Annotated in this window: 3 protein-coding genes and 1 pseudogene; 3 read left to right on the forward strand and 1 reads right to left on the reverse strand. The window is 47.9% G+C overall.

Features of this window, described 5'->3' with window-relative positions; all coding sequences use genetic code 11:
* Both RMO79_RS03775 and RMO79_RS03780 read left to right on the forward strand, forming a co-directional pair.
* On the forward strand, positions 1-512 hold a 512-nt coding region (locus RMO79_RS03775; RefSeq protein ID WP_310481722.1), incomplete at its 5' end, for a response regulator.
* An 86-nt stretch (positions 513-598) separates the two neighbouring features.
* A complete protein-coding gene (locus RMO79_RS03780; RefSeq protein ID WP_310481723.1) occupies positions 599-1,138 on the forward strand; it encodes a chemotaxis protein CheW in 540 nt (179 codons plus the stop codon).
* Between the two features lie 157 nt (positions 1,139-1,295).
* On the opposite strand, the gene RMO79_RS03785 is transcribed toward RMO79_RS03780, so the two are convergent.
* Positions 1,296-1,763 carry a hypothetical protein gene (locus RMO79_RS03785; RefSeq protein ID WP_310481724.1) on the reverse strand — a complete coding sequence of 156 codons (468 nt, stop codon included), beginning with the start codon at positions 1,761-1,763 and terminating at the stop codon, positions 1,296-1,298.
* Positions 1,764-2,097: 334 nt separating this feature from the next.
* On the opposite strand from RMO79_RS03785, the pseudogene RMO79_RS03790 reads away from it, so the two are divergent.
* Positions 2,098-3,323 (forward strand): annotated as a pseudogene (locus RMO79_RS03790) (transketolase); the annotation flags it as partial.

The following is a 3,323-nucleotide window of genomic DNA, read 5'->3' on the forward strand; positions in this document are numbered from 1 at the left end:
AAAAAGTAGCCGCGCTACCTAGTAACAGCCAACCCGCACTACCTCCCGCTGCCGACACCACACTTCCCGACGAAGTTGCTCAAACGATCGATCGGCTTAACAATCGCACCATCCCCCAATCTGGGCGACAGTTGCAAGTCCTCGTCGTTGATGATTCGCTCGTCCAGCGTCAAAGTTTGGCGCGTTCCCTCACTAAAGCTGGCTGTCAAGTTATCCAAGCCAGTCACGGTCGAGAAGGCATCCTCCGCCTTCAAGAACATCCCCGGATTCGCTTGGTAGTTTGCGATATTGAAATGCCCCAAATGAATGGCTTTGAGTTCCTGAGCTACTGTCGCCAAGACCCCAAATTATCCCAAATCCCGATCGTGATGCTCACCACTCGCGGCGGTCAAAAACACCGCGATCTCGCCATGACTCTAGGAGCTAAAAACTACCTCACCAAACCCCAATCCGATCGCGAATTATTAGACATTGTCGCTCAATTAGCTCAGCCCAGTGAAGTTGGAGTTTAAGTTAGGGAATAGGGGATAGAAAATCCACCTCTTTACTCCTTACTCCTTACTTTTTACTCCCTATCCCCTATCCCCTATTCCCTAGAATGCAAACCCCATCCCTTTTACCAAAACGACTATCTAGCGTTAGTGATGATGATGACACTCTGCGGACGGTCGTGTTTTCACTGGCAAATATGGAGAACACCTCAATCTCGCAATATATCTTTGCTTTGCCTGTAGAAGCAGTCGATCGGGCGATTGTGTATCCGAGCGAACGTGCAGTCCTCCGCGATGGGATTGGGATGCTCAATCTCGGCGATCGCACCTTGACAATTGTAGACTTACGCCAAAAATTTACGCCGATCGATCCCCAGCAAGATTCTTCCAAATTTCTGATTCTGTTTCACACTCAAGCTGGCGAACTGTGCGGTCTGCCTGTCAAAGATGCACCCGTGCTGCTCGATATCGATCCCGATACCATTCGCTCGATTCCTCTCGCTTATCGCGAAGTCAATCAGCTCAGTTTTGTCAGCCACATGGCGATCGTCCCTCAAGAAAATGGGCTAGAACCACTTCAAATCCTCATTTTAGGTCTCGATCGACCACCAGGACAATCTGCTAGCACTACCAGCCATTTAAACTAGGTCTGATTAGTGATTAGTGAATAGTGGATAGTAAATTAGTTTGAATGTTGGGACGATCTAAATTTAACGCCACAAATTAAAGGTAAGGGTAATTGATGAATTGCCCCTACCTTTAATTTCTACTAACCTTCCAGAGTGCCAATTGGCACCGCCACACCTAACTCTCAACTGCCTCAAAACTCTTATTAATCTCTGCGACAACTTCAGCCGCCTCATCCTCATCGATATCTAGTACCGCTTGCAGTTCCTTGAGAAATACTCCGGCTGATGCGGGAATCTCACCTGTATCGGGATTCATCTTAGCCAAAATTGCCGCAGCATAGGCATCTAGTACCAGATCGTCAGGAATTGCTTCATCTGCTGCATTAAACAATGCACCCAATCCGCGATCGGCGACAACTCCTGTCAAGCGATCGACCATCGATAATAGCTCTTCCTCAGAATACTCTGCATATAAGTCAAAATCTCCCAGAATATCTAAAAATAAATCTGGGGCGACTAATTCTTTAGGATTGTCTGCTAAGGCAGCAATGAGCACGATCGAGGCCAAGCCTTCAGCTTCATTTAATGGTTCTTCGGTATACTCTTCGGCATTGAAGATACTATCGTATTTTGGCGTGTTCATACTTTGTTCGATCGACTACCTCTCGCCTAGTAATACCAGATGCTGTGGGGAAAGGGAAGGGATAGTGATGTTATGTAACAAAATTAGGTTTTAGCCTTTAGGCTTTTAGTCCAGCCATAGCGCGCCAATCGATGTCAGGCTTTAGGACGCAAGCGTCCCGTTCATTTCCTCATACCTAACACCTAAAACCTCATACCTGAAGCCTAATACCTAACACCTAAAGCCTAAAGCCTAATCCCTACCCCCTTGCTCATGCTTCCACCAAATGGGATGATAGGTAGAAATTGTTAAGATCGACGCAGATCTATAGTCATTAGTTTAATCGATATATATCATGCCAGTAACCGCTCAATCTTTAGACCAACTTGCTATTAATTCGATTCGGTTTCTCGCGGTCGATGCGATCGAGAAAGCAAAATCCGGTCACCCAGGTTTACCGATGGGTGCGGCTCCGATGGCGTATGTACTGTGGCAAAATTTCATGCGGTACAACCCCAAGAACCCCAAATGGTTCAACCGCGATCGTTTTGTGCTCTCTGCCGGACATGGTTCGATGCTCCAGTATGCACTCTTGCATTTGACTGGATACGATAGCGTCAGTATTGAAGATATCAAAAATTTCCGTCAGTGGGGTTCTAGCACTCCCGGACACCCCGAAAACTTTGAGACTGCGGGGATTGAAGTTACGACAGGCCCCTTAGGTCAAGGGATTGCTAATGGTGTGGGTTTGGCTTTAGCTGAAGCGCACTTAGCCGCTAAATATAACAAACCCGAAGCGACGATCGTCGATCATTACACCTACGTCATCGTCGGCGATGGTTGTAATATGGAAGGCATTTCTGGCGAAGCCGCTTCGATCGCGGGTCACTGGGGCTTAGGCAAGCTGATCGTCTTGTATGATGACAACCACATCTCGATCGATGGTTCGACTGATGTTGCTTTCACCGAAGATGTCTCCAAACGGTTTGAAGCTTACGGCTGGCACACCATTCACGTTAAAGATGGCAACACCGACTTAGCCGCAATTTCGGCAGCATTAGCAGAAGCCAAAAAAGTCACCGACAAACCAACGATGATTAAGGTGACAACCATCATCGGTTACGGTTCCCCTAACAAATCCAACACCGCCGGGATTCACGGTGCGGCTTTATGCGAAGCCGAAATTAAACTCACTCGCGAAAACCTCGGCTGGGAATACGCTCCTTTTGAATTACCCGCCGATGCCGTCGCTCACATGCGCCAAGCGATCGATCGCGGTGCCAAAGCTGAAGGCGAATGGGAAGCTACCCTCGCCACCTACAAAGCCAAATATCCCCAAGAAGCTGCCGAATTTGAAGGTTTGCTCTCTCGTAAACTCCCTGCTGGTTGGGATAGCGTCTTACCCACCTATACCCCCGCAGATAGCGCAGTTGCTTCTCGGAAACACTCCGAAATTTGTCTCAATAAACTCGCTCCCGTTTTACATGGTTTGATGGGCGGTTCTGCCGATTTAACTCACTCCAACCTGACCGAAATCAAAGGTTCTGGCGACTTCCAAAAAGGCGCGTACCAAAATCGTAA

Source organism: Chamaesiphon sp. VAR_48_metabat_403, assembly GCF_031422475.1.
Taxonomy (GTDB): Bacteria; Cyanobacteriota; Cyanobacteriia; order Cyanobacteriales; family Chamaesiphonaceae; genus Chamaesiphon.

Bases quoted from the DNA above. Each gene is read 5' to 3' on its own strand.
- RMO79_RS03780 (WP_310481723.1), top strand. From the start codon at position 599: ATGCAAACCCCATCCCTTTTACCAAAACGACTATCTAGCGTTAGTGAT.
- RMO79_RS03785 (WP_310481724.1), bottom strand. From the start codon at position 1,763: ATGAACACGCCAAAATACGATAGTATCTTCAATGCCGAAGAGTATACC.